General features: G+C 60.4%; 20 protein-coding genes. 12 read left to right on the top strand and 8 right to left on the bottom strand.

What is annotated here, in order from left to right; all coding sequences use genetic code 11:
- Positions 1-223: 223 nt before the first annotated feature.
- The 7 genes from ACYU70_RS12560 to ACYU70_RS12530 all read left to right on the top strand — a co-directional run bounded on the left by ACYU70_RS12560 (position 224) and on the right by ACYU70_RS12530 (position 9,975).
- On the top strand, positions 224-2,452 hold the full coding sequence (locus ACYU70_RS12560) for a protein-disulfide reductase DsbD family protein (RefSeq protein WP_342300383.1): 2,229 nt from the start codon (positions 224-226) through the stop codon (positions 2,450-2,452).
- Between the two features lie 406 nt (positions 2,453-2,858).
- On the top strand, positions 2,859-3,323 hold the full coding sequence (locus ACYU70_RS12555; RefSeq protein ID WP_168671949.1) for an Lrp/AsnC ligand binding domain-containing protein: 465 nt from the start codon (positions 2,859-2,861) through the stop codon (positions 3,321-3,323).
- A 166-nt stretch (positions 3,324-3,489) separates the two neighbouring features.
- Positions 3,490-4,518, top strand: coding sequence for a glycosyltransferase family 9 protein (locus ACYU70_RS12550; protein WP_342300385.1), 1,029 nt, complete (start codon positions 3,490-3,492; stop codon positions 4,516-4,518).
- A 95-nt stretch (positions 4,519-4,613) separates the two neighbouring features.
- Positions 4,614-5,852: a M16 family metallopeptidase gene (locus ACYU70_RS12545; protein WP_342300386.1), complete on the top strand. Its 1,239-nt coding sequence runs from the start codon at positions 4,614-4,616 to the stop codon at positions 5,850-5,852.
- Positions 5,852-6,301, top strand: a complete 450-nt coding sequence (locus ACYU70_RS12540; protein WP_342300387.1) for a YDG/SRA domain-containing protein — start codon at positions 5,852-5,854, stop codon at positions 6,299-6,301. Before ACYU70_RS12545 ends, ACYU70_RS12540 begins: the two co-directional genes overlap by 1 nt.
- Before the next feature lie 53 nt (positions 6,302-6,354).
- Complete coding sequence (locus tag ACYU70_RS12535) at positions 6,355-6,996, top strand: O-methyltransferase (RefSeq protein ID WP_342300388.1); 642 nt, start codon at positions 6,355-6,357, stop codon at positions 6,994-6,996.
- Positions 6,997-7,068: 72 nt separating this feature from the next.
- On the top strand, positions 7,069-9,975 hold the full coding sequence (locus tag ACYU70_RS12530; protein ID WP_342300390.1) for an outer membrane beta-barrel protein: 2,907 nt from the start codon (positions 7,069-7,071) through the stop codon (positions 9,973-9,975).
- Between the two features lie 170 nt (positions 9,976-10,145).
- Here ACYU70_RS12530 and ACYU70_RS12525 read toward each other — a convergent pair whose 3' ends face one another.
- Together ACYU70_RS12525 and ACYU70_RS12520 are read right to left on the bottom strand one after the other, a co-directional pair.
- A complete protein-coding gene (locus tag ACYU70_RS12525) occupies positions 10,146-10,883 on the bottom strand; it encodes an SDR family oxidoreductase (RefSeq protein ID WP_342300188.1) in 738 nt (245 codons plus the stop codon).
- A gap of 76 nt (positions 10,884-10,959) precedes the next feature.
- On the bottom strand, positions 10,960-11,850 hold the full coding sequence (locus tag ACYU70_RS12520; RefSeq protein ID WP_342300190.1) for a helix-turn-helix domain-containing protein: 891 nt from the start codon (positions 11,848-11,850) through the stop codon (positions 10,960-10,962).
- Between the two features lie 188 nt (positions 11,851-12,038).
- Between ACYU70_RS12520 and ACYU70_RS12515 the strand changes: the two genes are divergently transcribed.
- The 3 genes from ACYU70_RS12515 (at position 12,039) to trxA (ending at position 18,867) form a co-directional block, all read left to right on the top strand.
- Positions 12,039-14,480 (top strand): LysM peptidoglycan-binding domain-containing protein, encoded by a 2,442-nt coding sequence (locus ACYU70_RS12515; protein ID WP_342300192.1) that lies wholly within the window; start codon positions 12,039-12,041, stop codon positions 14,478-14,480.
- A gap of 146 nt (positions 14,481-14,626) precedes the next feature.
- Positions 14,627-18,340 carry a DNA polymerase III subunit alpha gene (gene dnaE / locus ACYU70_RS12510; RefSeq protein WP_342300193.1) on the top strand — a complete coding sequence of 1,238 codons (3,714 nt, stop codon included), beginning with the start codon at positions 14,627-14,629 and terminating at the stop codon, positions 18,338-18,340.
- Between the two features lie 197 nt (positions 18,341-18,537).
- The gene (trxA, locus tag ACYU70_RS12505; RefSeq protein ID WP_227785613.1) at positions 18,538-18,867 is read left to right on the top strand and encodes a thioredoxin; all 330 of its coding nucleotides are present in this window, start codon (positions 18,538-18,540) and stop codon (positions 18,865-18,867) included.
- Between the two features lie 83 nt (positions 18,868-18,950).
- Here trxA and ACYU70_RS12500 read toward each other — a convergent pair whose 3' ends face one another.
- The 3 genes from ACYU70_RS12500 to ACYU70_RS12490 form a co-directional block, all read right to left on the bottom strand.
- A complete protein-coding gene (locus tag ACYU70_RS12500) occupies positions 18,951-19,265 on the bottom strand; it encodes a hypothetical protein (RefSeq protein ID WP_342300194.1) in 315 nt (104 codons plus the stop codon).
- A gap of 340 nt (positions 19,266-19,605) precedes the next feature.
- Entirely contained in the window at positions 19,606-19,953 is a 348-nt protein-coding gene (locus tag ACYU70_RS12495) for a hypothetical protein (RefSeq protein WP_342300195.1), read from the bottom strand.
- A 214-nt stretch (positions 19,954-20,167) separates the two neighbouring features.
- Complete coding sequence (locus ACYU70_RS12490; protein ID WP_342300197.1) at positions 20,168-20,506, bottom strand: hypothetical protein; 339 nt, start codon at positions 20,504-20,506, stop codon at positions 20,168-20,170.
- Between the two features lie 191 nt (positions 20,507-20,697).
- Between ACYU70_RS12490 and ACYU70_RS12485 the strand changes: the two genes are divergently transcribed.
- Both ACYU70_RS12485 and ACYU70_RS12480 read left to right on the top strand, forming a co-directional pair.
- Positions 20,698-21,156: a hypothetical protein gene (locus ACYU70_RS12485; protein WP_342300199.1), complete on the top strand. Its 459-nt coding sequence runs from the start codon at positions 20,698-20,700 to the stop codon at positions 21,154-21,156.
- Between the two features lie 151 nt (positions 21,157-21,307).
- Positions 21,308-22,603, top strand: coding sequence for an aminopeptidase P N-terminal domain-containing protein (locus ACYU70_RS12480; RefSeq protein ID WP_342300201.1), 1,296 nt, complete (start codon positions 21,308-21,310; stop codon positions 22,601-22,603).
- 76 nt (positions 22,604-22,679) lie between these two features.
- On the opposite strand, the gene ACYU70_RS12475 is transcribed toward ACYU70_RS12480, so the two are convergent.
- The 3 genes from ACYU70_RS12475 to ACYU70_RS12465 all read right to left on the bottom strand — a co-directional run bounded on the left by ACYU70_RS12475 (position 22,680) and on the right by ACYU70_RS12465 (position 25,434).
- Complete coding sequence (locus tag ACYU70_RS12475) at positions 22,680-23,234, bottom strand: DUF4252 domain-containing protein (protein WP_342300202.1); 555 nt, start codon at positions 23,232-23,234, stop codon at positions 22,680-22,682.
- A 90-nt stretch (positions 23,235-23,324) separates the two neighbouring features.
- Positions 23,325-24,920, bottom strand: coding sequence for a hypothetical protein (locus ACYU70_RS12470; protein ID WP_342300203.1), 1,596 nt, complete (start codon positions 24,918-24,920; stop codon positions 23,325-23,327).
- A 103-nt stretch (positions 24,921-25,023) separates the two neighbouring features.
- Entirely contained in the window at positions 25,024-25,434 is a 411-nt protein-coding gene (locus ACYU70_RS12465; RefSeq protein ID WP_198067726.1) for an EVE domain-containing protein, read from the bottom strand.
- Positions 25,435-25,451 lie beyond the last annotated feature (17 nt).

The following is a 25,451-nucleotide window of genomic DNA, read 5'->3' as shown; positions in this document are numbered from 1 at the left end:
CCAAAAGTACGCAGTTTGACGCAGGTGGTTGGCGTGCTGAACTTTTAACTCACCCGTTTGTCATGTAGCACGACCTAATTTTGGGCCCCGAAGCGGGTGTAAGCCCTAGCCGGTTGAGGCGACTACCCGTGGCCCCCAACCGGGGCAATTGCAACGAGAGCGCGCCTTTTCCGGTTAACAGGGAGCCAGGCGTGGCCAACGATAACGCGTCATTCAATTACCAATGAAGAATTTTCGGATACTGACTGCGGTGCTGCTCTGGCTGGGCCTGATGGGGCCGGCCACCGCCCAGATTCTCACGCCCACCCACCTGAGCACCACCCTGAGCAAGCCCACTGCCAAAGTGGGCGACGAGGTCGAACTCATCATCAACGCCCGCATCGACGACAAGTGGCACCTCTACGCCTCCGATTTCAGCGATGAAGTCGGCCCGGTGGTGTTCACGCTCAAGTTCAAGCCCAGCCCGGCCTATGAAGTGGTGGGCAAGCTCCAGGCCATCAAATCGCACCACGAGCAGGACGAGGTTTTCAAGGGCGAAGTGGCCTTCTGGGAAAAAACCGGCCAGATGCGTCAGCGCATCAAAGTCCTCCAGCCCGGCCCGCTCACCATCTCGGCCGATGCCGACTACCAGAGCTGCACCAGCGTGGACGGCAAGTGCGTGCCCGGCAACGAAACCCTGAAATTCGGCCCGCTGAATGTGACTGGGGCGGCTGCTCCCGCCAAAACCACCGGGGCCGTGCCGCCCGCCGCTACTCCTGCTAAAACGGAAGTAGCCACTGCGCCTGCCGCCGCCTCAGTTGCCGCGCAGCCTGCCACGCCCGCCTTGGCCCGCGACACAGTTGCCGCCCAAATAGCTGCTACCCCCGCACCTGCACAGCCCGCTGCCCCAGCCGCCAGCGCCGTTCCCGAAACCAAAGCAGCCCCCGCGCCGGCCGTGGCTGATGTCGCGCTCAACGCCGACCCCGTGAATAAAGCCGGCGGCCTGTGGGCTTTCGCGCTGCTGGCCTTCACCTTCGGCTTGGCCGCGCTGGTCACGCCCTGCGTGTTCCCGATGGTGCCAATGACGGTTTCGCTCTTCACCAGCGGCAACGACAGTCGCCAGCGTGGCATCTTCAAGGCTCTTGTTTACGGGGCCAGCATCATCGGTATTTATGTGCTGATGGGCGTGCTCGTATCGGTGCTGCTGGGCGAAGACGGCCCTAACCTCATTGCCACGCACTGGATTCCAAACCTGATTTTCTTCGTGGTTTTCGTGGTATTCGGCCTGTCGTTTCTGGGCTTGTTTGAAATCACGCTGCCCCACCAGATTGTAAATACGGTGGATGCGCAGGCCGATAAAGGCGGCTGGGCTGGTATCTTCTTCATGGCCCTCACGCTGGTAGTGGTGTCGTTTTCGTGCACCGCGCCCATCGTGGGCAGCATCCTGAGCATGGCCGCGCGCGGTGAGCGGATTACGCCCATTGTGGGCATGCTGGGCTTCTCGCTGGCGTTTGCGCTGCCGTTCACGCTGTTTGCCATCTTCCCCTCGTGGCTGAAAAGCCTGCCCCGCTCCGGCGGCTGGCTGAACACGGTGAAAGTCGTGCTCGGCTTTATTGAGTTGATGCTGGCCCTGAAATTCCTCAGCACCGCTGACCTGGCCTACCACTGGCACCTGCTCAACCGCGACGTGTACATCGTGCTCTGGATTGTGCTCTCCGCGCTGCTGGGCTTCTACCTGTTGGGCAAGTTCCGCCTCTCGCACGACTCGCCCCTCGACCACCTCAGCGTGGGCCGCCTGCTGATGGCCGTGCTGGCCTTCGCCTTCACCGTGTACCTGGTGCCGGGCCTGTTTGGCGCACCGCTGCCGCTGCTGGCCGGCTATCTGCCGCCCCAGAGCAAGCACGATTTCTCGCTGGCCACGGCTGAAGGCGGCCCCGCGCCCGCCGTAGCCACCAGCGCCACTGCCGCCTCGGAAGTCCCCCGCTTCGGCGATTTCCTGGAACTGCCCCACAACCTCAACGGCTACTTCGACCTGGAGCAGGCCAAGCGCGTGGCCCGACTCCAGCACAAACCCATTTTTGTTGATTTCACCGGCCACGCCTGCGTGAACTGCCGCAAGATGGAAGCCACGGTGTGGAGCGACCCGCAGGTGCTCACCCAACTCCGCAACGATTACGTGGTGGTGGCCCTGTACGTAGACGATAAAACCGAACTGCCTCAGAACGAGTGGTACACCTCCACCCACGATAACCAGCTGAAAACCACCCTCGGCAAGCAGAATGCCGACCTGCAGATAACGCGCTACGGCATCAATGCCCAGCCTTATTATGTAATTCTTGACCCCGATGATGCAACCAGCAAGCCCCTGGTAGCGCCTATTGCCTATGAGCCCGACGTGGCGCAATTCAGCACCTTTTTGCAAGCTGGCTCGAAGCAGTTTCGCAATCAGCGCGGCCCGGTGGCGGCCCGCTGAAAACCAGTTGATTAATCCCGTGGCGGTAGCAGAGACAGCCCACAAACGATTTAAAGCACGAAGAGGCGGCCCCCACCCAGAGGCCGCCTCTTACAAGTGTGAGGAGCGCACCCACCCAGATGCGCGGCCTCGTTTTCCCCTCTTCTCCTCCGTATCCAACCGCGGCCGTAACAAAAGGAAGTTTCCTTTTGTGAAGAACTTAGCGTGTAACATTGCCGAGTTATCGGTCTTGCTTCAAACGCTGATAGGTTCTTACGTAGCACCGTGGCCTTCTGCCTAGGATTATGACAAATGTAAGTTGCTTGGTTAGATGATGCAAATAATTCTTTCATTTAACGAGAACTTTGCAATAAATTTAATTTTTAGCGTTTAATTCGATACACTCTCCAACTCCTTTCTGCAAAAAATGGCCAGAAATTACGAACTTGATGACACCGACCGCAACATTCTCAATCTTTTGATTCAGGATGCGAAAATGCCGTACACCGAAATCGCCCGCAAAGTCAACGTTTCGGGCGGCACCGTACACGTGCGAATGGCCCGCCTCGAAGAGCTGGGAATCGTGCAGGGCGCTACCCTACGCATCGATTACCAGAAACTGGGCTACGGCGTGAGCGCCTTCCTCGGTATTTACCTGCTGAAAAGCTCGGTCTATACCAGCGTGGTGCAGCAGCTGCGGGAAATACCGGAGGTGGTGAGCATTCACTTCACCACCGGCGCGTATGGGGTTTTTGCCCGTCTGGTATGCCGCGACACCCAGCATTTGCGCGACGTACTCCACGACCGCATTCAGCCGATTGACGGCATTGAGCGCACCGAAACCCTGATTTCGTTGGAAGAAGTAGTGAACCGGCCCACGCAGCTGACGTAGCTGCACCGGCTGGAATTTCGTTGCAGAACTGGTAAGGACATGTGGTATTGGCCAGGCGTAGATTGCGCTGGCCGGTGCCGCATGTCCTTTGCTTTTTGCCTGGCCTTGAGCCAAGGCGGCAGCCGGAACCAAAGAAAGCGTACCCGCAACGCCGTAATTTCGTGCCGTGCCCACGACTCCTGCCCCGCCCGCCACGCTGCTCATCCAAACCGCCTTCATCGGCGACGTTATTCTGATGACGGCGCTCCTGGAATACCTGCACCAGACCGAGCCCGCCACGCCCGTCGACGTGCTGGTGCGGCGCGGCAACGAGGGCCTGCTGGCCGGCCACCCGCACGTGCGCAAAGTGCTGATTTGGGATAAAAAACACCGCAAATACGCTGCGTTGTGGGACTTGTTGGGCCAGATTCGGGCCGCGCAATACGGCCGGGTGGTCACGTTGCAGCGCTTTGCCAGCACGGGCTTTCTCACGGCATTTTCCAAAGCCCGGGAGCGCATCGGCTTCGCCAAAAACCCATTGAGTCGGTTTTTCACTCGCCGCGTACCTCACGCCATTGGTGACGGTACGCATGAGGTGACGCGCAACCTGCGCTTGCTCACCGACGCGGTCCCCACGCCGCTGGTGCCGCCCCGGCTCTACCCCTCGGCCGTGGATGAAGCAGCGGTAGCGCCTTACGCCACGGCCGGCCCTTATATCTGCCTGGCCCCGACATCGGTCTGGTTCACCAAGCAATATCCGGAAGCCAAGTGGCTGGAGTTGCTGGCCGCCCTGCCCCAAAATGTGCGGGTGTACCTGCTGGGCGGCCCGCCTGACGTTGCCGCCTGCGAACGCCTGGCGGCCGCCAGCGGCCGCGACAACGTGACCAGCATTGCCGGCAAAATCGGCTTGCTGGCCTCAGCCGCGCTCATGCGCGGGGCGGTGATGAACTACGTGAACGACTCGGCCCCGATGCACCTGTGCTCGGCCGTAGGCGCGCCGGTCACGGCGGTGTTTTGCAGCACGGTACCGGCGTTTGGGTTCGGGCCGCTGAGCCCAGTTTCTTTCATTGTGGAAACCAAGGAAGAGCTGGCCTGCCGGCCGTGCGGGCTGCACGGGCACGCCGTCTGTCCGCTGGGGCACTTTCGCTGCGCTTATGGCATTGAGGTGGGGCAAATACTGGCCACCTTGCCGGTTGATGTAGCGCGGACTTTGTAGTCCGCGTCGCCCCGCCGTTTGTCCCGCGCCATTTATAATAACATCGTTCTGGGACGCAGACTACAAAGTCCACGCTAGGTACCTTTGCTTTACTTATGCTCGATTATCACATTCACGAATATCCTAACGGTATCCGCCTCTTACACAAGCAGGTACTGCACACTAAAATAGCGCATTGCGGGTTTTTGCTCGACATTGGCTCGCGCGATGAGGCCCCGCACCAGCAGGGCCTAGCCCACTTTTGGGAGCACATGGCTTTCAAAGGCACCGAGAAACGCAAGTCGTTCCACATCCTCAACCGTCTCGAAACCGTGGGCGGTGAGCTGAACGCCTACACCACCAAGGAAAAAATCTGCTTCTACGCCTCGCTGCTCAGCACGCACTTCGAGCGGGCATTTGAGCTGCTGACCGATTTGACGTTCAATTCCGTCTTTCCCGGCCGCGAGGTGGAGAAGGAGCGGGGCGTGATTTTGGAAGAAATGAGCATGTACCAGGATGCCCCGGAAGATGCCATTATTGATGATTTTGATACCGTCGTGTTCGGCGACCACCCGCTGGGCGTGAACATTCTGGGCACCCGCGAGAGTGTGAGCCGCTTCCAGACGGCCGATTTCCACGCCTTCTTGCAGGAGCAGATGCGCACCGACCGGCTGGTATTCAGCTCGGTGAGCAACCTGCCGTTTGAGGCGGTTAAGAAGCTGGCCGATAAATTTCTGGCCCCGTTGCCGGCTCGGCTGGGCCCGCGCACCCGCCGCCCGGTGGGCAGCTACGAGCGCAAAACGCAGACCGAAACCCGGCCCATCTCGCAGGCACATTGCTTGGTGGGCGGCCCGGCGTATTCGCTGAACGATGCGCGCCGCATCCCGTTTTTCATGCTGAACAACATCCTCGGCGGCCCCGGCATGAATTCGCGCCTCAACTTGGCCGTGCGCGAGAAATACGGCCTCGTGTACACCATCGACAGCACGTATTCGCCCTACACCGACACCGGCTTGTTCGGCATCTACTTCGGCACCGAGGGCAAACAGGTGAAGCGAACGCTGGGCCTGGTGCAAAAGGAGCTGAAGCTGCTGCGCGAAAAAGAGCTGACCACCAACCAGCTGCATACGGCTAAGCACCAGCTCATGGGCCAGCTCGCCATGAGCGAGGAAAGCAACGGTGGCATGATGCAACTCCTCGGCAAAAGCACCCTGGACCTGGGCCGCGTGGAGCCGCTGAGCGAGATTTTCAGCAAAATCGAGAAGATTTCGGCCATCGAGCTGCGCGACATGGCCAACGAAGTGCTGACCGAGGAGCACCTGAGCGTGCTGCAATACGTGCCAGAAGGGAAGTAATGGGCCAGCCGGTTTTTGGCCACGTAGGCAGTTACCGGCCGGGCGACACCTTTCGTAACCGCATTGAGCTAGCCTTTAGCGGCGTGCATCGGCCGCGCCGGGCGGTCGTGTGCGGCACGCAGGCGCTGGGGGCCGAGAGCATCGTGCTGGCTGGTCAGTACGAGGACGACGAATTCGGCGAGCCTGAAATCCGCTACTCCGGCAACGGTGGCCGCGACCCCAAAACCGGCCGTCAAACCACCGACCAAGTGCCCACCGGTACCAATCTGGCCCTGCTGAAAAGCGAGGAAACCGGCCAGCCCGTGCGCGTGCTCCGCAAAGTGCCGGCCGAAGACGGTGGGCCGGATGTGTACCGATATGAGGGATTGTACCGGGTAGTCGGCTCCAGCTACGGGCCGGGCAAGTCGTGCTTTCGGGTTTTCGTATTTCGGCTGCGGAATTTTGCTTGATTTTCAGCCCGCAGAGGATTCCGCGTCCTCTGCGGGAAATATTACATATCGATATGACGGACCCCATCCAAGCCTACGCCGAGCAGCACACCGCGCCCGAGCCGCCGCTCCTCGCCCAGCTCACCCGCGAAACCCACTTGCAGCTCCTGATGCCGCGTATGAGCAGCGGCCCGCTACAAGGCCGCTTGCTGAGCATGCTGAGCCACTTGGCACGCCCGCGCCGCATTCTCGAAATCGGCACGTTTTGCGGATACGCCACGCTGTGCCTGGCCGAAGGACTGGCGGATAACGGCTTGTTGCACACCATCGAAATCGACCCGGAGAAGGAGGCGCGCATCCGGCGCTACGTGGCGGCGGCCGGCCGCACGGAGCAGGTGCGACTGCACATCGGCGCGGCGCTCGACGTTTTGCCGGGCCTGGTCGATGAAGTGTGGGATTTGGTCTTTATTGATGCTGACAAGCGGAATAATGACGCGTATTTTGAAGCAGTGATTGACCAGGTGCGGCCCGGCGGGCTGCTCATCGTCGATAATGTGCTGTGGGGCGGCAAGGTGCTGCCCGCGCACGAATTGAAATCCGGCGACAAGGACACGCCGCTGGTGCGGGCCTTCAACGACAAGATGGCCCGGGACGCGCGGGTGGAGACGGTTTTTCTGCCCTTGCGCGACGGCCTGCTGCTGCTGCGCAAGAAGTAGCGGCGGCCGGCCCCGGCCAACCTTCGACCTCGGAATACCGTCAGACAAATTTATAGTAATACAATCAGGTCTATGCGGCATTTTACGGTTTTGTTTTTCCTGCTGATTGGGCTCCAGGTGGCCCGGGCGCAGGCCCCCACCACGGTGAGCGGGCGCGTGACGGATGGCAAGGACCAGTCGGCCCTCATCGGAGCCAACGTGCTGCTGATTCACCTGCCTGATTCGACCAAAAGCGGCGCGGCGGCTGATGCCGAGGGCCGGTTTCAGTTCGATAACGTGGCCGCCGGACGGTATGTAATTGATGCCTCCTTCGTGGGCTACCAGAAAATCCGCCAGAGTGTGACCGTAGCCGGTGCGGCCGTGCAGCTGGGCACGCTGGCCTTGCAGGCCGGCGGCGTTCAGCTGAAAGGCGTGGTAGTAACGGGTGCCGCCGCGCAATCGGTGCAGAAGGGCGACACTACGCAGTTCAACGCCAAAGCCTTCAAAACCAACCCCGACGCCACCACCGGCGACCTCATCGACAAGCTGCCTGGCGTGAGCCGTGGCACCGATGGCAAGGTGCAGGCCCAGGGCGAAAACGTGCAGCAGGTGCTGGTCGACGGCAAGCCCTTCTTCGGCAACGACCCCGACGCGGTGCTCAAAAACCTGCCCGCCGAAATGGTGGACAAGATTGAGGTATTCGACCAGCGCAGCGAGCAGAGCCGCTTTTCGGGCTTCGATGACGGCAACACGACCAAAACCATAAACATTGTGACCAAGGTGGAATTCCGCAACGGCACCTTCGGGCGGGTGGTGGCTGGCGCGGGGCCGGAGCGCTACAAGGCCAGCGGCAACGTGAACAAATTCAAGGGCAACGAGCGGATGTCGGTGTTGGCCCAGAGCAACAATGTGAACGAGCAGAACTTCGGCACCGAAGACCTGCTGGGCGTTGTGGGCAACTCCAACCAGGGCGGCGGCGGGCGCGGCGGCCAGCGCGGCGGTGGAGGAGGTGGCGGCGGCAACGGCGGCAATGCCGGCGATTTCCTGGTGAACCAGAGCGGCGGCATCACCAAAACCAACGCCGTGGGCCTGAACTACTCAAATTCCTGGAACAAGAAAACCGACCTAGCGGCCAGCTACTTCTTCAATAGGGCTGATAACACGCTCAACAGCAACACCAACCGTCAGTATGTGCTGCCGGCCGGCACCAGCTACACCCAGAACGCCAACACCAGCAGCCTCAACACTAACCAGCGCTTCAACCTGCGCCTGGAACATAAGATTGACTCGGCCAACTCCATCCTGTTTCGCCCGCGCTTCAGCTACCAGCTGAACGACGCCAACAGCACTGTGGACGGCCTCACGCGCCGCGCCGACACGACGCAGAGCAAAATCAACAGCCTCTATGGCTCCAACAACAAGGGCCTGAACACCGGCGGCGACCTGCTGCTGCGTCACCGCTTTGCCAAAGCCGGCCGCACGGCCAGTCTCAGCATTGGCGGCACCTACACGCAACGTAACAGCAACACCACGCTGCAAACCACCGACACCGGCTCGCGCCTCAATAACCTCAACCAGGCCAGCGACCTCACCCAGCACGGCGGCAGCATCAACGCCAACCTCTCGCTCACCGAGGCGCTGACCAAGCAGGACGTGCTGCAGGGCAACTACGCCATCAACTACGCGCCCAACAACTCGAGCAAATACACCTACGACGTGCTCACCGGCGACACCCGCCAGCAGAACGATGGCCTGAGCAACGTGTTCCAGAACTATTATCTGACGCAGTCGGGCGGGCTTACGTATCGGCACATCACGCCCAAGTACCAAGCTAGTTTCGGGCTGGCCGGGCAGTATTCGGAGCTATACAGCGACGCGCAGTTTCCGCGCCCCAGCGTCGGGCGCTACTACTTCGTGAACGTGCTGCCCAACGCCATGCTCAACTACCGCTTCACGAAGCAGAAGAACCTGCGGCTGTTCTATCGCACCAATACCAACGCGCCCAGCGTGAGCCAGTTGCAGGCCGTGGTGAACAACTCCAATCCCTTGCAGCTCACCATCGGCAACCCCACGCTGCGCCAGGAATTCCAGCATTCGCTCAACATCCGCTACTCGGCCTCGAACCCCGAAGTGTCGAGCAACTTCTTCGCGCTGCTGTCTGGGGCTTACACCCAGAATCCGATTTCGAACCGCACCATCGTGGCCGCCCGCGACACCATCGTGACGCCTGAGGGCGCGCCCGCCGTGCGCCTGCCCGCCGGCGGCCAGCTCATCCAGCCCACCAACCTCAGCCAGCAGTACACGGTGCGCTCGCTGGTGAGCTACGGCCAGCCCATCAAGGCCATCAAAACCAACGTGAACCTGAGCGCCAACGCCGGCTTCACCCAAACCCCGGGCCTGGTAAACGGTGGCCTGAATTACGCCCGTGTGCCCACCTTCGGGGCCGGCCTCACACTGAGCTCCAACATCAGCGCCAATCTGGATTTCACAGCCTCCACCACCTCGAACCAGAATTACGTCATCAATACGCTCCAAACGCGGCTCAACACCAATTACTTCTCGCAGGTGTCGCGCTTCCGTCTGAACTGGATTGTAGGCCCCGGCATCAACATTGCCACCGACCTGCTGCACCAGGCCTACTCGGGCCTCTCGGCCGGCTACAACCAGCAATACCTACTCTGGAATGCTAGCATTGGCAAGAAGCTCTTCCCCGGCCAGCGCGGCGAAATCCGGGTGTACGCCTTCGATTTGCTGGGCCAAAACCGCTCCATTCAGCGCAACGTAACCGACGCTTACTACGAGGACGTGCAAACCACCATCCTCCAGCGCTACGTCATGCTGATGTTTACCTACAATATTCGTAGCGGCAACGTGATAGCACCCACGCAAGGTGAAGGCGGCGGGCGCGGCGAAGGCCGGGGCTTCGGCCGCCCGGATGGCGGTGGCCGGCCCGATGGGGGCGGTGGCCCGCCGCCCGGCGGTGGGGGCGGCCCGCAGTAGACAAGAAGGAGAAAACCCGAAATAAGAACGTCATGCTGAGCGCAGCCGAAGCATCTCTACCGCGAGAGTAAATAATTACTTCCTCGGTAGAGATGCTTCGGCTGCGCTCAGCATGACGTTCTTTATCGTCTGCCCAAATTACTCACCCCAAAGCGCTCAACTGCCGCTGTCTACCACGGGCTAATGCCCGTTTCCGGCGCATTGTCATCGCTGAAAAACTGGCTGGTGGGACCATCTGGGCCCAGAACGGCGGCTTTCACGACGCGGGCGGCGGCATCGGCCATGCTGCCGGGGCCGCTGTGGTGGTTGAAATCGGTGGCGGTGTAGCCCGGGTCCACGGCATTCACTTTGAAGGGCGTATCGCGCAGCTCGTAGGCCAGCATGATGGTGTAGGCATTCAGAGCCGCTTTGGAGGGCTGATAGGCAGCCCCTTTCACGGCGTAGTATTTCCACGAGGGGTCGTTGTGCAGCGTGAGCGAGCCCAGGCCCGAGGTCACATTCACGATGCGGGGCGCGGGCGACTGCCGCAGCAGGTCAAGAAAGGCCTGCGTTACGGTAATTACCCCGAACACATTCGTTTCAAAAACCTCCTTAATCAGGCTGATTTCGGCGCTGACGGCTGGCTGCGACATGCCGCCGAGAATGCCTGCATTGTTGATGAGCACGTCGAGGACGGGCGTTTTCTGGCCCAGGGTTTCGCGGGCAGCTTTGATGGAATTACCGTCGGTTACGTCGATTTGCAGAGGCTCAACTTGGGCGAAGCCTTCGGCCTTTAGTTGGTCGGCAGCCTGCTGGCCTTTTTCAAGGTCGCGGCTGCCGAGGTACACGTGGTAGCCCTGCTGTAGCAGCTGGCGGGCGGTTTCGAAGCCAATGCTTTTGTTGGCCCCGGTAATGAGTGCGGTTTTCATGGTCAATGATTTCCAGTTGATTAACAGCGCAAAATTATCGGGCCCGATGAGCGGGGCTGGCACCCATTTCGCGGTATTACTGGTACATTTTGCGGATGGTGGCGCGGTATTCGGCCGGGGTGGCGCCGGTTTCACGTTTGAAGAAGCGGTTGAAGTAAGACGCATCCGAAAACCCGAGGTCAAACGCGATTTCCTTGAGCGAATGCTGGGTGTAAAAAAGCCGCCGCCGGGCTTCCAGCACCAGCCGTTCGTGCACGTGCTTGATGGCCGGCTTTCCGCTTTTGGCTTTCACCACCTCGCTCAGGTGGCCGGCCGAAATATGTAGCTGGGCGGCATACGCGCTTACCTCGTGCAACTCGCGGTAGCATTCCTCGATTCGGGCCTGGAAAGTCCTAAGCAGCTGCTGGTCAGCCGATAATTCTTCGCCTGTGAACTGCTCCGTGTACAAGCGGCTCAGATGGGTGAGCAGCACCGTCAGGTAGGCGCTCAGCATGCGGTGCTGCCATTCGCCGGGGCGGCTGTATTCGTCCTCCAGCTTCGCCAGCATCTCCTCCACGAAGGTCCCGTCGGCTTCGGTCAGCAGCAGTTCGTGGCCGTTGTAAGGGTTCAGAATGAGCGGCAGTTCGCGCAGCGCCGCGTTTTGCTGCAAGGCCAGAAACTCCTTCGTGAACGTGAGGCGGGTGCCCCAGAAGGGCGTGGGAGCCTCTTTCACCAGCACCTGGTTTGGGGTGGAGAAGTACAGCGTATTGTCTTTCCGGTCGTAGGATTTCATATCCACCCAATGCCGGCCACGGTTGTGCTTCACAAAAACCAGCAAATAATAGGCCTTGCGGTGCGGAATGAGCAGGTTTTCCTCATAGGTCAGCTCGCCCTCGGAGCGTAGCAGGGTGAATAGTTTGCTCCCAGTTACTTCGTCCCGCTCGAACGGGTATATCGGGACGGGCTGCTGGCTACTGAGGGTGTACATGGGCTGAAATTGTTTTTTCGCTGCTACAACTGCGGTGCTGATACAGAGTTTGCCGTGCAACGGGCTAAACCAAGCCGCCCGAGCGCACCGTCCGCAGGGCTAGGGCTGGATTTCCCCCGAAAATCAGGTTCTTTGTAGCTTCTGGGTCGAAAGCTGCTGCGGTGGCTGCTGCCGGTCTGGGGTTGTTTATGCGAAATTTGATTCTGCTGCTGGGGGTTCTACTGACGTTTACGGGCACATTGGCAGCCCAGCCGCTGGCCCCGCGCCCGCACCCCGACGTGCCCGCCGCCATGGACGTAGCCGGCATTCACCTCGTCCTTAGTGAGGAAGCCCAGCGCCTCGTGCAGCAAAAAGCCGACGGCCTGTGCCGCCACCAGCCCTCGTTTCAGGCGCGGGTTGATTTGGCCGATGCCTCGTTTCCCATCATTGATAGAGTGCTGAAGGAAGAAGGCGTGCCGCTCGATTTCCGCTACCTCGCCCTCCAGGAAAGCGCCCTGTTGGGCAATGCCCGCAGCAACCACGAGGCCGTAGGCTACTGGCAGCTCAAGCAGGAAACCGCCACCGGCCTGGGCCTCACCGTCAATAGCGCCGTGGATGAGCGCCAGCACCTCACCACCAGCACCCGCGCCGCCGCCCGCTACCTCACCCGCAGCAACACCAGCCTGCACAACTGGCTCAACGCCCTGCTGAGCTACTACACCGGCCCGGCCGGCGTGAAACCCTACACGCTGCCCACCGATTTCGACGCCACCGAAATGGCCATTACTGAGGCCACGTCGCCATACGTGCTGATGTTTCTGGCCCAGAAAGTGGCTTTCGAGCCCGCCTGCGGCCTCAACCCCAAGCCGAAACTGCTGCTCCAGGAATTCCCCGCCGTGGCCGGCCAGAGTCTCTACGACCAGGCCCTCACGCTGCACGTAGACTCGGCCGCGCTAACTACCCACAACCACTGGCTGCTGGCCGCCACCGTGCCCGCCGATAAACCCTACACGCTCATCGTGCCGGTAGGCGACATCACTCAGGCCGCCGGCATCGTGGCCAACCAGCGCCTGCAAAGCCGCGGCCAGCTCCTGAGCGCACCCACCGTGGCCGCCAATGCCGCCGAAGTGCGCCTCAACAACCTGCGCGCGCTCATCGCCCTGCCGGGCGAGACGATGGCCGACCTAGCCAAACGGGGTCACCAGCGCCTGGGCGAGTTTTTGAAACACAACGAATTGTCGGCTTTTGACCAAGTGGTAACCGGCCGCCCGTATTTCCTCGAAAAAAAGCGCGATGTGGCCGCTGTGGAATACCACGTCCTCCAGCCCGGTGAGCGGATTTTCGACGTGGCCCAGAAGTACGGCATCCGCCAGAAAGCCATTTACACCAAAAACCGCATGGCTCGCGTCGAGGAGCTGCGGCCCGGCCGCGTGCTCTGGCTGCAGCACACCCGCCCCCGCGAAACCGCCATCGAATACCGCACCCAGCCCGAGGGCGCGGCCCTGGAGCGCCCCAGTGTAGCCGCCACGGCCGCCGAAACCGAGACGGATAATCTAGTCGACCAGGCCAACGAAGCCGTGGCTACCCGCCGCACCGAATCGGCTGGCGATGGCAAAGTGAAGGTTAAAATCAAAGTCAAAAGCGACACCGGCAAAACCAAGCGCGTAACCACGGAAAGCACTGACGGCTGGGGCGAGGCGCTGGAAACGGCCACCACGACTGCCGCTACAGCACCGGCGGTAGCGCCCGCGCCTGCTCCGATGGCATCTGCGCCCGTTGTGCCGACCCCGGCTCCCGTTCGTGCGGCTCCAACGCCGGTACGCTCGGCTCCAATTTCTGCTCCCACGCAGCCATCTTTTGCCAAGAGAACCTATCTGCCGCCGCCCGCTGCCGCCCCAGCACCCGCGCCATTGGCCGATGAGCCGCGACAGCCAGATTCGACCGTGGCGGTGCCTGTGAGCCGCCCGGCGGTAGTTGCCAAGCCTGTAAACGCGCCCGCTGCGCCGGTATATGTGCCGAAGCCGGCTCCGGCGAAAGTTGCTGCGCCTGTCGTTCCTACTCCGGTTGCTGTTGTGCCCAAGCCGGAGCCTACCCCGGTGCCTGTCGCCGCCGCGCCCACATCGAAGCCCGCCACAGCGGCCGTGCGCGCCATTCCCGCCGATGCCACCCACCGCGTGGAAGCCCGCGAGACGGTTTATTCCGTGGGCCGGCTTTATAATATTCCTCCCGCCACGTTGATTGCCATCAATCAGCTGGCCCCTCCCTATGGTTTGGTTACGGGTCAGGTATTGACATTAAAGGCCACGGAGCAACAGCCCGTTCCAGCCGCCAAAGCTGTTCCAAAACCTGCTCCCGTAACTGCGCCCGTGTCGGCCCCGGCCCCTCACGCTACCGGGCAAATAAACCCGGCGCTGCTGTACGTGCCCAAAGCGCCCAAAAAAGCTGCTCCGGTAGCTTCGGCAGCAACCGCAACCCCATCCGCACCGGAGGTGCAAACGACTACCCAGCACACCGTTGTGAAGGGTGAGACCCTGTACAGCATCGCCAAACGCTACCAAGTAACCATTGCCGACCTGCAAGCCTGGAACAACAAGCCCGATGCCTCGGTGAAGCTGGGCGAAGTGCTGCGCGTGCAGACCGAGACGAAATAAAATAGCCCGAAAAATGGGTTGACTGCCGGCTCACAAGTCGTAAAAAACGCAGCAGTCAGGGAATCAGGCAGCAGGGGAATGGGGTTTGGCAATGCCCGCCAGCCGGGGGTATCTTTACGATTAGCCCGTTCCCAACGCCCTGTCTTATGCCCGTTTTCTCGCACCTCCACTCGCACACGCAATACTCGCTGCTCGACGGTCAGGCCAGCATTGGCGCCCTGATGAAGAAGGCGCAGAAGGACGGCATGCCCGCCGTGGCCCTCACCGACCACGGCAACATGTTCGGCGCGTTCAACTTCGTGGCCGAAGCGAACAAGTACAACGTGAAGCCCATCGTGGGCTGCGAGTTTTACCTTGTTGAAGACCGTCACAAAAAGGCCTTCAGTCGCGAGAAGGGCGAGCGCGACACCCGTCACCACCAACTGCTGCTGGCCAAGGACCAGGCTGGCTACCACAACCTGAGCAAGCTCTGCTCGATGAGCTTCATCGAGGGCGTGTACTCTAAGTTTCCGCGCATCGATAAGGAGCTGCTGGTGAAGTACCACGAGGGTCTGATTGCCACGTCGTGCTGCATCGGGGCTGAGATTCCGCAAACCATTCTCTTCGGCACCGAGGCCCAGGCCGAGGAAAAGCTGAAGTGGTGGCTCGACCTATTTGGCGAGGACTACTACATCGAAATCCAGCGCCACGGTCTGATGAATTTCGACGGCACCGGCAAAAGCCAGGAAGACGTGAACCAGGTGCTGCTGGGCTTTGCGCGCAAGTATAACGTCAAAGTTATCTGCACCAACGACTCGCACTACGTCGACCAGACTGACTATGCCGCCCACGACCTGCTGCTCTGCGTGAACACCGGCGAGGAGCACAGCATCCCGGTCGGCGATATCCGCACCAATTACTACACCCTGATGACCAGCGGGGGCGAGGTGAAGTACGACCTGCTCGACAACCTGCGCCGCGACCACTCGCGCGACGAGCGTGCCCAGCGCCAGCTCCGCCGCATCGACGAGGAACTGCAGAAGCCCAAGCCGCACACCCGCTTCGGCTTCGCCAACGACCAGTTTTTCTTCAAAACCCAGGCCCAGATGAACGAGCTGTTCATCGACGTTCCCGAAAGCATCGACAACACCAATGAGATTGTCGACAAAATCACCCCTCCGAAGCTGGCCCGCGACATTCTGTTGCCCAACTTCCCCATCCCCGCGCCCTTCGCCAACGCCGATGAATTCCTGCGCGAGCTGACCTACGTAGGAGCTTTCGGCCCAAGTGCCGGCAACGGCACCGTGACGATGACCAAGCCGCCGCGCTACTCCGACCGCACGCCCGAAGTCGAGGAACGGCTTGATTATGAGCTGCGCATCATCCAGACGATGGGTTTCGCGGGCTACTTCCTCATCACCCAGGACTTCATCAACCACGGCCGCAACATCGGCGTGGCCGTGGGGCCGGGCCGGGGCTCGGCCGCCGGCTCGGCGGTGGCCTACTGCGTGGGCATCACCAACATCGACCCCATCAAGTACTCGCTGCTGTTCGAGCGCTTCCTGAACCCCGAGCGCGTGTCGATGCCCGATATCGATATTGACTTTGACGACGTGAACCGTCAGAAAGTCATTGACTACGTGGTGAATAAATACGGCAAGACGCAGGTGGCCCAGATTATCACTTTCGGCACCATGGCCGCCAAGTCCAGCATTAAGGACGTGGCTCGGGCCATGGAGTTGCCCCTGCCTCATACCAACGACCTCACCAAGATGGTGCCCGATAAGCCGGGCACCACCTTGGCTGGCGCCTTCGCCGAAAACCAGGAACTCGACATGATTCGGCGCGATGAGTCGCCCGAAAACCTGAAAGGACAGATTCTGCGCCTCGCTACCCAGCTCGAAGGCTCGGTGCGCAACACGGGCATCCACGCCGCCGGCGTAATTATCGCGCCGGACGACATCACCAAGTACATTCCCGTCTCGACTTCCAAGGACTCGGACCTGCTCATCACGCAGTTCGACGGCAAGGTGATTGAATCGGCGGGCATGCTGAAGATGGACTTTCTGGGTTTGAAAACCCTGACGGTTATCGTGGATGCCATGAATCTGATTGAGCGCAACCACGGCGTGAAAATCGACATCGACGAAATCCCGCTCGATGACGAAAAGACCTATGCCCTCTACCAGCGCGGCGATACCATCGGCACGTTCCAGTTTGAATCCGAGGGCATGCGCCAGTACCTCAAGGACTTGAAGCCGACCAACATCGAGGACCTGATTGCCATGAACGCCCTCTACCGCCCGGGCCCGATGCAGTTCATCCCGAACTTCATCAACCGCAAGCACGGCCGCGAGGAAGTGGAATACCCGCACGAGCTCCTGAAACCCATTCTGGAATACAGCCAGGGCATTATGGTGTACCAGGAGCAGATTATGCAAACGGCCCAGATTCTGGCCGGCTATTCGCTCGGCGGGGCCGACTTGCTGCGCCGTGCCATGGGTAAGAAGGACATGAAAAAGATGGCCTTGGAGCGCGAGAAGTTCATCGAAGGCGCCAAGAACATCCACGGTATCGCGGCTAAAAAGGCCAATGACGTGTTCGACGTGATGGAGAAGTTTGCGGAATACGGCTTCAACCGCTCGCACTCCGCCGCTTACTCCGTGGTTGCCTACCAGACTGGTTATCTGAAGGCTAACTACCCGGCTGAGTACATGGCGGCTGTGCTCACCAACAACATGGGCGACATCAAGAAGGTGACCTTCTTCATCGAGGAAGCCCGCAAGCAGGGCGTGCCCGTGCTCGGGCCGGATGTGAACGAAAGCCTCCTGAAATTCAACGTGAACCAGGAAGGGGCCATCCGCTTCGGCATGGGCGCGGTGAAGGGCGCGGGCGAACTCGCGGTAGAAAGCATGGTGCAGGAGCGCGAAAAAGCCGGCAACTACTCCGATATTTTCGACTTTGCCAAGCGTGTGAATCTGCGCACCGTGAATAAGAAAACCTTCGAAAGCCTAGCCCAGGCCGGCGCATTCGATGGTTTCGACAAGCACCGCCGCCTCTACCTGGATGCGCCGGCCGGCGACCAGAACCTCATCGAAAAGGCCATGAAAGTGGGCCAGCAGCACGCCGCCGCTAAAGAATCGGCCCAGCACAGCCTCTTCGGCGCGGGTGCGTTCGGGGCCGTGGCCGCGCCGTTACCCAAGATGCACGAGATGGAGCCTTGGAGCAAAACCGAGCAGCTCCGCCGCGAAAAGGAGGTCGTAGGTTTCTATCTGTCCGGCCACCCGCTCGATGCCTACAAGCTGGAGCTGGACGCCTATTGTACCTGCGGTCTGGAGAAAGTAGACGAAATCAAAAATAAGGAAATTGCCGTGGCGGGATTGATTAACAACGTGTTATTCAAGACGACGAAAACCGGCCAGCCTTTCTGCACCTTCACCCTGGAAGACTACGAGACGAGCATCAACCCGGCGCTGTTCCGCGACGACTACACCAAATTTGCGCCCCTCATCAACCCGCGCAACTACCCCAACGAGCAGGTGCCGCCCATGTACGTCAAGCTCAAGCAGGAGCTGCGCCGCCACACCCAGGACCAGTGGGACCTGCGCATCCTGACCATGGAACCGCTGGCCGATGTGGCCGAAAAGCGCAGCAAAGGTGTGCGCGTGCGCCTCGACCTGCGCACCGTGACCGCCCCCATGCTCGACCGGCTGGAAGAAGCCATCGAGCACGCGCCGGGCGGCAAGCGCCTCGAAATTCAGTTTGTGGAGCCCCACGAGCACCTGGCGGTAGACATGTTCTCGCGCCGCTTTCAGATTGAGCCCAAGGCTTTCATTGAGAAGATGAGGGAGCTGGATATGGAAGTTTGCACGCTGATTTAGCGGTTTAGCGCTGGTGAAATTTTAGGAAAAATCTCGTCATACACCGCGTTCAGATAGAAAATCCAGTCCTTCACCGGGCCAGCCAACCATTCCTGAACTTTCCCCCGGCCCCGCTGTTTTACCATCCAATCTGCTACCTTGCGACCCCGTTGGCCGTATACGCCAGACTATACTAATTAACCCCAACCCAAATTGAAATGGGACACAAAGCAATTGAGATAACCGACGCCAACTTTGACGAAATCATCAGCGGCGATAAGCCCGTATTGGTTGATTTCTGGGCCGAATGGTGCGGCCCCTGCCGCATGGTAGGCCCCGTAGTGGAGGAACTGGCCGGCGAATACGAAGGCAAAGTCGTGGTCGGCAAAGTTGACGTGGACGCCAACCCCCAGACTTCCATGAAGTTCGGTATCCGCAGCATCCCCACGCTGCTGGTCTTCAAGAATGGCCAAATCGTTGATAAACAAGTAGGCGCCGTGCCTAAGCATGTGCTCGCCCAAAAATTGGAAGCTCAGGTTACGGCATAATTCTGCTGCCATCTGACGCTAAAAAAGCCCCTTGCCAATGCGGCAAGGGGCTTTTTTATTGTTAGAACGGTGCTGACTGGGCGCTAGTTAAGGGCGCGGGTGCAGCGCCGCTTGCGGGCCTGCGAGGCGTGCAGGGCCTGCCGCTTCATATGCTGCTGATGTTGGTGCAGATGCCAGTCCAGCTTGGCAGGGGAGGTGACTTTCCGGTTGGCCTCTAGGCCCAGCAGGATAAGTACGGCGCGGTTGAGCTTCGCTGTCGATTTGCGGGTGGTGCGGGCGTTGTTGCGGGACACTAGGACTGCCTTTTTCGCCGCCACGGCGCGTTCCCGCGCTGCTTTACGCTGAATTTCGGCCGGGGTGTCGTCGAAAGACGGGGCGGAGCGCGGGGCAGCGGGCACAAAACCGGAACATAGGAGCAATAGTCCTCCGGCTACCAACAACGTGCAGCAGTGTGTATTCATTGCAGTATACAAAAAAGTGAAAAAGGTTGGTAATGTGTCAGTTGGTGCGCTGCCTATTTTTGAGGCCGAGCACCGCTTGGCTAACCGCTTAGGGTTATAATAAAAATATATATATTAAAATAAAATAACAAATTATTCCTAATGAATTTTTCATGAATTCGCAGGTTCTGTGAAATGAGGATAGGGAAAGGTGTGCAAAATCTACAACTGCCGGAGAACAAAAAGCCCCTTGTCGATACCGACAAGGGGCTTTTTAAAACAATAAGTTTAGTGAGGGCTACTCGTGGGCGCGGTGCCGGTGGGCGCGGGCGGCCATGCGGGCCCGGGATTTCAGCTGCTTTTGGTGGGCGTGGAGCTGGCGGTGGAGGCGGGCCGGTGAGGTGACGGCTTTGCTGTCTTCGAGGCCGAGAATGACGAGCATGGCCCGCTGGAGCTTATTGGTGACTTTGCGGGATTTGACAGCTAGGCGCTGCATTTTGGAAGCTTTTCTGGCGGCAACAGCTTTTTCGCGGGTGGCGGCCTTCTGCTCGCGGGTGGCGGCTTTGCGCTGCACATCGGCGGGCGTATCGTTCAGGCTGTGGCGGGTATTGGCGGCACTGGCCGAAGGTGGGCCGAGTAGCAACAAAGAACTGATAGTTAGGACAGAGTAAAGAAAGTGCTTCATATGCCAGGCAGCAGAAAGTGGGAGAATGAACCGGCGGATTCCTGCCGGTAGTGCTTTTGTGTGCACTAAAGTAATATTAAATTTAAAAAATCAACAATAATTCATAAAAAATCCCTGCATCTGATAAGGGATGCAGGGATTTTGGCAACATAATAAGAGGCGATAGGACAGCGGGCTAGCGCACGGCGCGGGGCCGCACCTGGCCGTCGTGCTTCTGGCGGTAGATGGCGCGGCTGGCCTGGTTTTCATCCTTGCGGATGTCCTGGCGCTCGTCGCGGGTCACGATGCCGTCGGCGCGGGCGGCGCGCTTGTCCTGCCGGATTTCGGCTTCTCGGCCCTTGAGGCGGGCGGCTTCGGGGCGGGTGAGTTCGCCGGTGGCCACGCCTTGGCGGATGCGGGCGCGCTCATTGCGCTGGCGGGCGTTGATGCCGGGCGTCACGACCTGGGCCACGGAAGTATAGGAGACAGCCAGCAGGCTAACGGCGGCGAGTAGCGAAAACAACGACTTTTGCATGGGAATAAAAAATAATAGTGAGGGGAAAGATGCGGGTTGGAGGCTGGGCTGCCGGAAAGGTTTAACCGCCGTGGCGGAGGGAAAATGAAGTTGGCACGGGATATGAAAAAATAGCTACATTGCCATCCAACCACGCGGCCCGAAACCGCGTAGGAGGCGCATTCTCTCACTCTTTAGTTACACTCACTCCCATGAAACGCATTCTCGGATTCCTCGTTTCCCTCAGCATCCTCGGCGGCTCGGTGGCCCAGGCCCAAACGGCTACGCCGGCAGCCGGCACCCAGATGAGCACCAGCTCGTCGAAAACAATGACGACCAAAACCATGCAGGCCCCGGCCACGAAAACGACGGTGAAGTCGTCGACGATGACCAACCCGGCGGGCATGACCAAGTCGAGCACCATGACCAAGGGCGCGGCTACCACCAGCAAATCGAGCACAATGACCACGCCCTCGGGCATGACCAAGTCGTCGACTTCGACCAGCAGCACTAAAATGAAGGCCGATGGCACGCCCGACATGCGCTACTCGGAGAACAAATCGACCAAAACCACCAAGATGAGCACCGGCCCCCTGAAGGCCGACGGCACGCCCGATATGCGCTACAAAGCCAACAAAACGACCGTAAAAAAGACCTCAACCAAAATGTAAGGTCCAGCGGTTAACCGTTAAAAAAGCCCTTGCTTATGAATAAGCAAGGGCTTTTTTGCTTTTCATTCAAGCCGCAGTCGGTCCACAGTGCTAGCCCATGCCGGCAGCCGGCTACCTAACTTGCGGCCCCATTCCAACTCAACTCTTGCCCATGCGCTACGCTCCCCTTGCCCCCGAGCTTTTTATTGAAAACCGCCGCCGCTTCCGCGAGCTGCTGCCGCCGGCTTCGCTGGCCATCTTCCAGAGTAACGACGTGATGCCGACCAACGCCGACGGCACCATGGCCTTCCGCCAGAGCAACGATTTGTTCTACCTGTCCGGCGTGGACCAGGAGGAAAGCATCCTCGTCATCTTCCCCGATGCGCGCCTGCCCCAGCACCGCGAAATTCTGTTTTTGAAGGAAACTTCGGAGCACATTCTCATCTGGGAAGGCTACAAGCTGACCAAGGACGAAGCCCGCGCCAACTCCGGCATCCCAACTATTATGTGGCTGGATAGCTTCAAATCGGTGCTACCCGCGCTGATGAACGAGGCTGAGAATGTTTACCTGCCTTCCAACGAGCACATCCGGGCTGTGGTGGAGGTAGAGACGCGGGATGCCCGCTTCATCAAGAGCCTGCAGGCGCAGTACCCGCTGCACACCTACCGCCGGGCGGCACGCCTGCTGCACCAGCTGCGCGCCATCAAGAGCCCCGAGGAAATCCGTGTGATGCGCGAGGCGTGTGATATTACGGGCAAGGCGTTTCGGCGCTTGCTGGGTTTTGTGAAGCCGGGCGTGTGGGAGTTTGAGATTGAGGCGGAAATCGTGCACGAATTCATGCGCAACCGCAGCCGGGGGCCGGCTTATGGCAGCATCGTGGCCAGCGGCAAGAATGCCTGCGTGCTGCACTACACCACCAACGACAACCAGTGCCAGGACGGCGAGGTGATTCTACTCGACTTCGGGGCCGAATATGCTAACTACGCCGCTGACCTCTCGCGCTCCATTCCCGTGAACGGCAAGTTCACCCCGCGCCAGCGCCAGGTGTACGATGCCGTGCTATCGGTGATGGATTTCGCCAAAACGCGCCTCGTGCCCGGTGGCGAAATCGAAGCGTACCACCAGGCCGTGGGTGAGTACATGGAACAGCAGCTCATCAAGCTCGACCTGCTGAACGCCGCCGATGTGAAGAACCAAGACCCCGCTGCGCCGCTCTACAAGAAGTATTTCATGCACGGCACCAGCCACTACCTCGGCCTCGACGTGCACGACGTGGGCTACAAGTACCGCACCTTCGAGGCGGGCATGGTGTACACCTGCGAGCCTGGCATCTACATTCCCGAGGAAGGCTTGGGCATTCGTTTGGAGAATGATATCCTGCTCACGGCCAATGGCAATGAGGACTTGATGGCCAACATTCCGATTAAGGCGGAGGAGATTGAGGCCTTGATGGCCCAGGGCCGATAGAGTCTAAGGTAAACGCAAAATGCCCGGCTGAACCTTCGTTCAGCCGGGCATTTTGCGTTTACTTCAGGGTGACAAATTACTTGCTGGTGGCCTGCACAATCTGCGGCAGGTACTTGCTCAGGGCCGCTACCTGGGAGCTGGTGAAATTGCCCTGCACCGATACCAGCACAAAGGAATCGGCCACGTCGGGCAAGGTACCGAGGGCGGCGAATTCCGAAATGCTATTGCCCGAGCCGCGCGTGGACACAGCGTAGTTGCTGCCACCGAAGCCGGCCGTGGTCAATGGGTCGTACTTATTGTTCTGGAGAATACCGGCGGCTTCGCTGCGCAGGCCCTGGGCCGCCAGCTCTTTGGCCGAGGTGGTGGTGGGGGCGAAGCTGATGACCTTGGCCGAGCGGATGCCGGTGATGCCGTTGGTGAGGTCGGAGCCGCCGAGGAGCTTGGCGGCTTTCACCAGGGCCAGGCGCTGGAGCAGGTCGGCCGACCAGTCGGTGGTTTTGAAGCCTTCGCGGCCTTCGTATTTCGAGAAAAACGAAGAAACGGTGCGAGCCGGGGTGCCGGGGCCACCGGCGCGGCAACCCGCTAGCAGCAAAAACAGGATGAGGACGGGGAAGCGGAGTTTACTAATCATGCGGCAAAAGTGGCGAGAAGATTGGTGCGTTGTACGCGCCAAGCCCGCTCTACGGTTATTCGCCAAGCGAATAAACCCGACCATCCCAGCTTAGAACACCACCGAATTCAGGAAAAATACGTCCCGGTCTTTGCCATGCTCTACGCGCACGTGCTGGTAGCCGGTGGCCACGAAGCGGCTGCCGAACCAGGGCAGCAGGTCGGCCTGGTAGGTGTCGGTGGCGTGTTCGGCCCCGCTATCGGCGGGGCCGGCCCCGATTTGGATGGGCACCTGCTGGTCGTTGGGCGACGACTCGGCCCCGCGTACCAGCTTGTAGCGCAGCTTGTTTTCATCGAGGTAGGCCAGCACGAGGCGGCCATCGGGCAGGGCTTGCAGGCGCACGGCTTCTTCGAGCTCGGAGCGACGCAGGTTTTCCACCACGAAGGTGTTGTCCCAGATGAGGTTGCCGGCGCGGTCGAACCCGCACACCAGGGCATGGGTAGTTTCGTAGCCATCAAAAATCCGGGCATTGCCGTAGGGCGAGCCATACTGGTTGCCGATGCCGCTGTAGAGCGGGCCGTTGTAGCTGCCGTAGCTGTTGTAGCGGTAGTGGGGGTAGTACACTTCGGCCACCAGCACGTAGCCGCCGTCGGGCTGGGGCAGCAGCTCGTGCAGCAGCAGCCGGTAGTGCCAGCGCAGGGGCGGCACCGAGCGGGCAATGCGGCGCTCGGTGCGCAGCCGCAGCCGGGCCTGGCGGCTGGGCTTGAGGTAGTCGAAAAAGTGCTTGAGGTGCAGGAAATCGTAGAACCGCAGCGGCGGCTTGGCGCCGGTGTTGGCCCCCTTGCTCAGGTCGGTGGCAAACAGGCCCTGCGCGTAGGTGGGGTCGCGAAGCGAATAGGTGCCCATGAGCAGGCGGGCGGTGGTGTCTTGCGGGGGCGTAAGCTGGGCGGTGATGAGGCTGCGCTCGCTCTCGGCCTGCACAAACTCGGAACTCACGAGCTGGCCCTTTTCGGTGAGGCGCTTGAGGAGCAGGCGGCTTTTGCGGCCGTTGGTCTGGCTCAGCACGTACTCGGCGCGGCGGCTGGCGGCATCGGCCACGAAGGTGAGCTGGGTGGGCAGCGGCTCGTATACGGAGGGCAGGTACTGCATCTGGCCGGTGGCCACATCGAGCAGCAGAGCCGTGACGTGCTGCTGGTCGTTGAGCAGCACGGTGGCCAACAGGCGACCGTCGAGGGCCTTTAGCTCCACCACCTCGCGGCTGAGCTTGGTGTCGAAGGTCTGGGTGCGGGTCTGGCTCACGCGGCCATCGAAGGCGGCCACCAGCAGCCGGCCGGGGTTGTTGTGCGACGTGAACAGGGCGTAGACCGTGGTGCCCTCGGCGCACATGCGGGCAAAATCAAACTCCTCGTCAATTTCCAGCGGCAGCTCCTGCCGCAGGTGCAGGTCGCGGTCGTACTGCTGAAAGGCAAACTTGGTTTTGTTCGACAGCGGCCGGTCGCGGCCCAGCAGTAGCACCACGGTGCTATCGGTGGCCAGGGGCTGCACGTGCACTTCGCTCTCGTGGCGCTCCAGCGGCAGCTCAGTGCGGGCCGGCTGGCGGGGAGCGTTGGCGGGGGGCGGCAGCGGGGGCTTTGGTTGGGCGTGCACCGCCGCCGGGGCGGCCAGCGTTGCCAACGAAATCAGCAGCAGGATGTAGCGAAGTTTCATGCCCGTACGCCGTAAAAAGTAACCGTGAATACTCGTTTCTAACGCGCGGCTACTGCTTTAAAGTTACAACCGAATTCTGCGTTTTGTCTGGTCTCGAAAATGGTTATTCAGCCCCCAGTTCCAGAATGGCATCGAACTCCTCGGGCCGCACCGGCAGCACCGACAAGCGCGACTGCCGGATGAGGGCCAGCTCGCCCAGCCGCGCATCGGCCTTGAGCTGGGCCAGGCCCACGGCCCGGGACAGTGGCTGCACCGGCCGCAACGGCACGGCCACCCAGGGCGAGCCGGCTTCGGCCGTGGCATCGGGGATGGCCAGGGCGGCCACTTCGGCCAGGCCTACAATGGCTTTTTCGCTCACGCTGTGGTAGAAGAGCACGAGGTCACCGGGCTGCATCAGGTTGAGGTTGTTGCGGGCCTGGTAGTTGCGCACGCCGGTCCAGGCAGTGCCGTCTTCCTGCACGAAGGTGGCCCAGGAGTAGGCTTCGGGTTCCGATTTAACGAGCCAGTGTTTCAAGCGTTGAATGAGTAACT

This window comes from Hymenobacter segetis, assembly GCF_054776495.1.
Note: the sequence above shows the minus strand (reverse complement) of the source record. Positions and strands in the feature narration are given on the sequence as shown.

Excerpts from the sequence above, each read along its gene's own strand:
- ACYU70_RS12480 (WP_342300201.1), top strand. The coding sequence starts at position 21,308 with ATGCGCTACGCTCCCCTTGCCCCCGAGCTTTTTATTGAAAACCGCCGC.
- ACYU70_RS12470 (WP_342300203.1), bottom strand. The coding sequence starts at position 24,920 with ATGAAACTTCGCTACATCCTGCTGCTGATTTCGTTGGCAACGCTGGCC.
- ACYU70_RS12560 (WP_342300383.1), top strand. The coding sequence starts at position 224 with ATGAAGAATTTTCGGATACTGACTGCGGTGCTGCTCTGGCTGGGCCTG.
- ACYU70_RS12555 (WP_168671949.1), top strand. The coding sequence starts at position 2,859 with ATGGCCAGAAATTACGAACTTGATGACACCGACCGCAACATTCTCAAT.
- ACYU70_RS12535 (WP_342300388.1), top strand. The coding sequence starts at position 6,355 with ATGACGGACCCCATCCAAGCCTACGCCGAGCAGCACACCGCGCCCGAG.
- ACYU70_RS12525 (WP_342300188.1), bottom strand. The coding sequence starts at position 10,883 with ATGAAAACCGCACTCATTACCGGGGCCAACAAAAGCATTGGCTTCGAA.
- ACYU70_RS12475 (WP_342300202.1), bottom strand. The coding sequence starts at position 23,234 with ATGATTAGTAAACTCCGCTTCCCCGTCCTCATCCTGTTTTTGCTGCTA.
- ACYU70_RS12520 (WP_342300190.1), bottom strand. The coding sequence starts at position 11,850 with ATGTACACCCTCAGTAGCCAGCAGCCCGTCCCGATATACCCGTTCGAG.
- ACYU70_RS12485 (WP_342300199.1), top strand. The coding sequence starts at position 20,698 with ATGAAACGCATTCTCGGATTCCTCGTTTCCCTCAGCATCCTCGGCGGC.
- ACYU70_RS12540 (WP_342300387.1), top strand. The coding sequence starts at position 5,852 with ATGGGCCAGCCGGTTTTTGGCCACGTAGGCAGTTACCGGCCGGGCGAC.
- ACYU70_RS12490 (WP_342300197.1), bottom strand. The coding sequence starts at position 20,506 with ATGCAAAAGTCGTTGTTTTCGCTACTCGCCGCCGTTAGCCTGCTGGCT.
- ACYU70_RS12530 (WP_342300390.1), top strand. The coding sequence starts at position 7,069 with ATGCGGCATTTTACGGTTTTGTTTTTCCTGCTGATTGGGCTCCAGGTG.
- trxA (WP_227785613.1), top strand. The coding sequence starts at position 18,538 with ATGGGACACAAAGCAATTGAGATAACCGACGCCAACTTTGACGAAATC.
- dnaE (WP_342300193.1), top strand. The coding sequence starts at position 14,627 with ATGCCCGTTTTCTCGCACCTCCACTCGCACACGCAATACTCGCTGCTC.
- ACYU70_RS12545 (WP_342300386.1), top strand. The coding sequence starts at position 4,614 with ATGCTCGATTATCACATTCACGAATATCCTAACGGTATCCGCCTCTTA.
- ACYU70_RS12515 (WP_342300192.1), top strand. The coding sequence starts at position 12,039 with ATGCGAAATTTGATTCTGCTGCTGGGGGTTCTACTGACGTTTACGGGC.